Source organism: Alicyclobacillus hesperidum (genome assembly GCF_900107035.1).
Lineage (GTDB): Bacteria > Bacillota > Bacilli > Alicyclobacillales > Alicyclobacillaceae > Alicyclobacillus > Alicyclobacillus hesperidum.
The window spans coordinates 256431-262896 of the sequence record NZ_FNOJ01000001.1; the positions used below are offsets into that span (position 1 = coordinate 256431).

The following is a 6466-nucleotide window of genomic DNA, read 5'->3' on the forward strand; positions in this document are numbered from 1 at the left end:
ATGGTGATGCGCCGGGTTGGACAAAGTGCAACATACACATTGTTGGTTTTCTTTTCTCTGATCTTCCTGGTCCCTATTTACGTCTTATTGACAACCAGCTTTAAACCAAATAGCGAAGTCGATATCGCGCATATGTGGGCATTGCCTCACCATTTCTCGTTAGCCAGTTACTCGGCGGCATGGGCGCAGTTAGGCCCAAACCTCGGTAACAGCTTTTATCTGGCCATCGTGGCCACGATTCTATCATCTGTCATCGGTGCGTTTAATGGCTACGCACTTTCAAAATGGAAGTTTCCAGGTTCCAATATTGTTTTTCCTATCATATTGTTTGGAATGTTTATCCCGTACCAAAGTATCTTAATTCCGTTACTCAAATTCATTCAGGCCATCCATTTATACAACACGATTCCGGGTCTCATTTTGACCAATACGATTTACGGATTGCCAATCACGACACTCATTTTTCGCAACTTTTACGCCGGTATTCCAGACGACCTGATCGAGTCTGCCCAAATCGATGGAAACGGCTACTGGGGCGTCTTCATGCGCATCATGTTACCACTTGCCATCCCAGGCTTTGTGGTCACAGGGATCTGGCAGTTCACAAGCATATGGAACGAATTCTTGTTCGCCGTATCCCTAACTTCGCCACCGCATCAACCTGTGACGGTTGCCTTGCAAAACTTATCCGGCAGCGACGTCGTTCAATGGAACGTGCAGATGGCAGGCGCCGTACTCACGGCACTCCCCACCTTGATTGTCTATATCTTGCTGGGACGCTATTTCATTCGTGGACTCTTGGCCGGTTCCGTGAAAGGTTAAGTTTTGAATCCTCCCCAACTTCGGCATGGCCCCCAGCCATGCCATTTCATTTGTCTCCTACTTTATGCAACTTTTTGTCCGAAACCGGAAGGATTACTCATGATTTTGTCGAAATTATCACTTTGTCGTTTCATGTAGAAAAAGCACGAAAAAGGCAACCCTCCGGAAACGGAGAGGACGCAAAGCTATAGGGGCTAACGCTGTCAGGTGTAGACAGTCATGCCAGCCAGCTGCCGTGGTTCGGTTTGGGACAACCTCCGTCACGGTTGTCCCTTTTTCATTTGTGGACACAGGGTGGGACAAACATGATGAAATACTCGTGGTTCAAAGGCAAAGCGGAGCGAAATGGAGGTGAATGGAATGTCCCTATGCTCGGCCCATGGCAATACAAATTAAAGGAAAATAAAGTTTACTGCTCGCCCGAGATGGATCAAATCTATGGTCTTCAAACTCATGGGAAACCCACGCGTCCGGATCGGTTCATTGAGGCAATCGTACCGGAAGATCGAGATCTCGTTTTGCAATGTTGGCGCATGCTGTGTTCCGGTAAGCGCGTCGGACGCAGTTTCACCTACCGAATCCAAGTTGGTTCGCAAATTAAATTTGTACAATACACCGCAAGTTGCACGTATGACGACCATGGCCGGATGTCGGGACTGGAAGGCACCGTCCGCGACGTGACAACGCTCCTTGATACCCCGATGACACGCCTATTTTTGGCACATGATCGCAAGTTGCTCAATCAGCCGCAGGCCGCTGTTGCTCTCGATCACGATCTGGGAATCGTCCATATCAATCAGTGGACGGAACAGCTCCTTGGATGGTCTGAAGACGAATTGCTCTTTCAACACGTTCCATACCTACCCACGAGCATGGAATCCGCGACACATGAGCTGTATCAGACAATCGTGAAAACGGGTGGTACCATCTGGCTCGACACAATCCGTTTGCATAAAGACGGATCGCTTAGAAAAGTATCCGTTGCCTTAGGACCACTCTATGACGAGAATGGACTCGTCAAAGGTTTGCTGGCCATGTATACGCCCGTGTCTGGTGTATCCGATAGCATGGAACGTTCGCTGGCATGCGAAGCGCGCCTGCGACCATTTATCGAACACGCTACCGATGTTTTTTTGTTGTTAGATCGACAATATCAGGTAATCTACGCGAACGCGGCAGTTCAAGAGGTCCTGGGCATGGAGCCATCTGAAACGCGTCAGTTATCCGCGCCCTTGCTTGTGCATCCTGCGGATCGCAAAGAATTTGAGGTGGCATGTCAGCGAGTTGGCGACTCCTTGACGGAACCATTGAACATGGAACTGCGTTTCCAACACCGTTCCGGAGAATACAGGCACTGTCTCGCATCTCTATTTACGTGGATAAGCCCAGGTGCTCAATCGCACGTTGTCATTCGCTTTCGCGACGTCACGGAAACGCAATCGGTGCGACAACAGATCGAGTTCCTTGAGCGACATGACGAACTGACGGGGCTGCTGAATCGGAAGGCATTCTTCCATGAGTCAACGGTGTGGATCAGTCAATCGGATCCGAGTCACCCGCTTACTGTGATGGTTCTGCGCGTACAGCAATTCGACCGCATCATCGAGAATCTAGGCCATGCGGTGGGCGATTTCGTCATTCGTCTCGCGGCGGAGCGCATTCGCGTCCGGTTGCCCAAAGACAATATCTGCGCGCGCATCGGGGATCATGAATTCGCTATCATGGTCCGGCAACAAGAGCGCGGCACGCAGACGATGCTCGCTTTGGCGAACGACCTGCTCCGCGCGTTTGAAGAGCCGTTTGCGTCTGCGGGACACACCATCTACCTTGCCGCAGACATCGGTATGAGCTTCTGCCCGAACGACGGAGATGACATTGCGACCTTGGTGCAACGTGCCGGTGTAGCTTTACACCGTGCAAACGGTGCAAGTGAGAACAGTGTGCAGACCTACTCAACTCAACTTCACACAGATACATACAAACAGTTTGTTCTCGCGAACGACTTGCGTGATGCCTTGGCAAATGACGCATTTCTTCTATATTATCAGCCCCGGGTGGACGCACAAAGCGGACGCATTGTTGCTGCCGAAGCACTGATCCGTTGGGAACACCCTGTCTGGGGCTTGGTGTCACCTGTAGAATTCATTCCTATCGCGGAGGAAACAGGGTATATTGTCGATCTCGGCTATTGGGTGATCCGTACAGCATGCCAACAGCTTCGCGCATGGCAGAACAAAGGTTATCCACCCATCAAAATTTCGGTCAATGTCGCAGTGAAACAGTTTCAAGCAAAAGATGTAGTACAAACCGTCTTATCCATCCTGGATGAGTGGGGCATCCCTACGTCGGCCATCGAATTTGAAATCACCGAGACGTCTGTGATGCCTAACGATCCCACCGTGATCGACACCATTCAGACGTTTCGCAAAGCCGGGATCGCCATCTATTTTGACGACTTTGGCACGGGATACTCCTCACTGAGTTGGTTGAACCAATTTCAATTGGATGGATTAAAACTAGACAAGTCGTTCATCGATCACCTACCAAATGCCTGGGCGCCTTCACAGATTGTCAAGTCCGTCATTCAACTCGCCCATCAACTGGGACTCACGGTGGTGGCAGAAGGCGTCGAAAACGTGGATCAACTTACGTTTTTGCAAAGCGAACGATGCGATCAAGTGCAAGGCTACTTATATAGTAAACCTGTTCCGGCAACAGCATTTGAACACCTGCTCGCGCAGCCATCGATTAGACCCGCATCAGCAGACACGGTGGAGCGAGCGGCACAGAATCGGCGCCGATATGTCAGGGTTTCGTTTGACGAGCCGCTGGTTGGCGAAGTGACGCTTGCGTCCATTGCGGGCAAACCGCTGTCTCTGGGTTACACGCAGGTTTCCATTGTCGACGCTGGCGCGGGCGGCATCAGCTTTTTGTCCACGCTTCGGTTTCCACCGGATCGACGCGAACTTCGTCTGCGTTTCCGTTACTCGTTAGCAGAAGTGAACATCGAAGTGGAAGGCTATGTGGTCTGGACACATGAACTTCAAAATGGCGTATTTCAGTATGGTGCGGAATTCGATATCGATGCATCTACCCGAGCTCGCCTGCAAGAGCTTTTACATCGACATCAGACATTCACCCATACCACACGCGAAAGAAAACTGGAAGCCGGTATGCAATCATTCTTTGGATAAGGTAGAACGAGGACGGGTGCCCCGCCGGCGAACAGCGGGGCATTTCGTTATCTATTGAATCCCCCGCGAATCGAGTACATCTTGCAAAAAGGGATGGAAATGTATTTCGCGTAGGAACGGTGTTCACATGTTTCTTGGGTTATACGATTCTCACGTTTGACAAATCGACGACCCGCAGACCTTTCAACGCCATATACGTCAACTTATCCATGGTCGCGCCATCGAAATTCACCGTTTTGAAGTCGCGATAAGACTTGTTCGTCACAGATAAGGGAAGTCGAAATGAAACGTTCCTTAGAGTCGCCCCCCGAAACGAAGCGTCCTTGAGTGATGATTTATTAAAGTTTACACCGACGAAGGTTTGCTCATCGAAGCATATTCCTCGCAGGTCCGCGTATTCGAGATCAACACCGTTAAACACACAATTCTCAAAGACTGCTTCGCGAAGATCAGACCTGACTAGCCTGACGTCATTCAGATGGACATTCACAAATTTCGCTCCTTGCAGAGTCGAAACATGGATGGATGTGCGAACAAACTCAGACTCCCGGAAGCTGGCATTCTTCAGATCACTGGCATAAAAGGTGCAGTCCGTTAAATCCGCACCATCAAACTGAGCGCCATGCACCGCACTGGCAACAAACGAACTACCTGTTAGATCAGCGTTGCGAAAATCAGCATCATGCAATACACACGCTTTAAACTTTCCATTGTGTAAGGAGATTCCGGCAAAGTCACTGTCTTTAAAATTGCCGGCGTGAAAGTTGATCAACAACTGCCGCTCTAAGGAGCGAGTGAGGTTGGCAACGTCTTGTATCGTTTGCCCAATGTCCCCAATACTGTCGATTGTCATCGCAAGCGCCGTTTCATCATCCTTACCGTCTGCTTTCAACTCACGGTATCGTTCCTGTAGATCAAAAAGCAGATCTGCCTTAAGCTCACTGACGCTTTTGATGCCATCATAGGGTGCAAATATTTCATTTGAGCGTTTTGCAGAATGGCGTTTTTGGTTGAAGTGAAAAAAGAATCAGCATCGCAGTACAGCTAAAGCGCCTTACATATAGTGGATATCGGTCGGTCATTTCTGTGTAAATTCCACAAGTTATCTCATGGTGCGTTTTTTACGCGGTCTTCTGTTGTCCTTTGATTCCGTTCACGGCAAGCGCGGACGCGAGCATTACAATTGCATTGAGAACCATGTGCGTCTTTACTTTTTGGATCCCTCTCACATGGACATCATTCGCCGTCAAGTGGGTTTTGAGCCTTGCGTTGCAACGCTCGACTGCAGTGCGCTCGTTGTACAGCAGCTTCCAGTTTTGCGTGCCCCGATGAGGAGCGCAGTAACGCCGTACATCGTCCGTAATCCGCTTTTTGACTACCATGCCATAGTTGGACTGTGAACAAGCCGCTGTACCAAGCGGGCAGTCCACTTTCCCAACCGCGTGAGGGCAGCGGAACTTCAGTCGATCACCGTCAGCACCCCAATACACCATGTCGTATCCCATTGTGCAACGCGGTGTCCCGTCCGATGCCATGCCTTCCGGTGGTTCCTTTTCGCCGCGCTTGTTCATTGCAATAATCGCCTGTGCACCATAATCACGAACAGCTTCGTAGTTTTTCACTTGGTCATACCCAGCATCCATCATGACGAAATCGACTTTCCAACCGTGCGCCTTCACGACGTGTTCCAGCAATGGCGCGGCCATCTCCCCGTCGTAGACGTTTGAAGGTGTGACCTCTAAAGCGACCGGCAGCTCACTCGCGGTATCGACAGCCAGGTGGATTTTGTACCCGAACCAAGCGAGTTTGTTACCGAAGGTATCGTATTTTGCACCCCAGTTGGCATTGCCGGTTTGTTGGCTCCTGGACTTGGGTTGCTTTTTCTCGTACGACTTCACACCGGCACTGTCCACAGCCAAATGGCGTCCGTCAATGATGTTCGCTTCTTTGCATTGACTGACCAGGTCAATGAAGAGCTTCTCTGCGAGATTCATCTCTACGATGGCCGCAAACACGCGACTCAGGGTGGAGACCGACGGGGCGGCTTCGTCTATTCTGAAACCGCACTGGTAACGAAACCGAATGTCTCTCGCTAACCGTTCATGAAGCCTTGTGAACGTTGAAATCCCCTCAAGTGGAGCAGCCAAAAGTGCGCGTAGAATGGCTTCACGGTTAATGGGCTTCGCACCTTGGGGTGACTGTTTCCTCAACTTCGAAGTATAAGGCTGCAAGTTCAATACACCGAAAAATAGCGGTAATCGGTCACTGGACTCAATTTCTAGCCAGTCTTCAAAGGAAAATAGCGATGGCTGGAGAAGATACAAGTGGGACTTCCCTCCTCGAAGATTCGGGTTTGGTCACTTGAAATCTTCTCGAAGGTTGGGGTGAAGTCCTTTTTCATGTCTTCACACCCCTTGTCCTACAAGGCCTTATAAATCTGCAAAACGCTC

Annotated in this window: 4 protein-coding genes and 1 riboswitch; of the genes, 2 read left to right on the top strand and 2 right to left on the bottom strand. The window is 50.1% G+C overall.

The window, feature by feature from the left end; genetic code table 11:
• Together BLU70_RS01210 and BLU70_RS01215 are read left to right on the top strand one after the other, a co-directional pair.
• The gene (locus BLU70_RS01210; protein ID WP_006448129.1) at nucleotides 1-822 is read left to right on the top strand and encodes a carbohydrate ABC transporter permease; all 822 of its coding nucleotides are present in this window, start codon (nucleotides 1-3) and stop codon (nucleotides 820-822) included.
• 143 nt (nucleotides 823-965) lie between these two features.
• A riboswitch (cyclic di-GMP riboswitch) is annotated at nucleotides 966-1060 on the top strand.
• Nucleotides 1061-1127: 67 nt separating this feature from the next.
• Nucleotides 1128-4016, top strand: coding sequence for an EAL domain-containing protein (locus BLU70_RS01215; protein ID WP_074691299.1), 2889 nt, complete (start codon nucleotides 1128-1130; stop codon nucleotides 4014-4016).
• A gap of 139 nt (nucleotides 4017-4155) precedes the next feature.
• On the opposite strand, the gene BLU70_RS01220 is transcribed toward BLU70_RS01215, so the two are convergent.
• A complete protein-coding gene (locus BLU70_RS01220; protein ID WP_244885070.1) occupies nucleotides 4156-4908 on the bottom strand; it encodes a pentapeptide repeat-containing protein in 753 nt (250 codons plus the stop codon).
• A 229-nt stretch (nucleotides 4909-5137) separates the two neighbouring features.
• Nucleotides 5138-6340 carry a transposase gene (locus BLU70_RS01225; protein WP_074691304.1) on the bottom strand — a complete coding sequence of 401 codons (1203 nt, stop codon included), beginning with the start codon at nucleotides 6338-6340 and terminating at the stop codon, nucleotides 5138-5140.
• Between the last annotated feature and the right edge of the window lie 126 nt (nucleotides 6341-6466).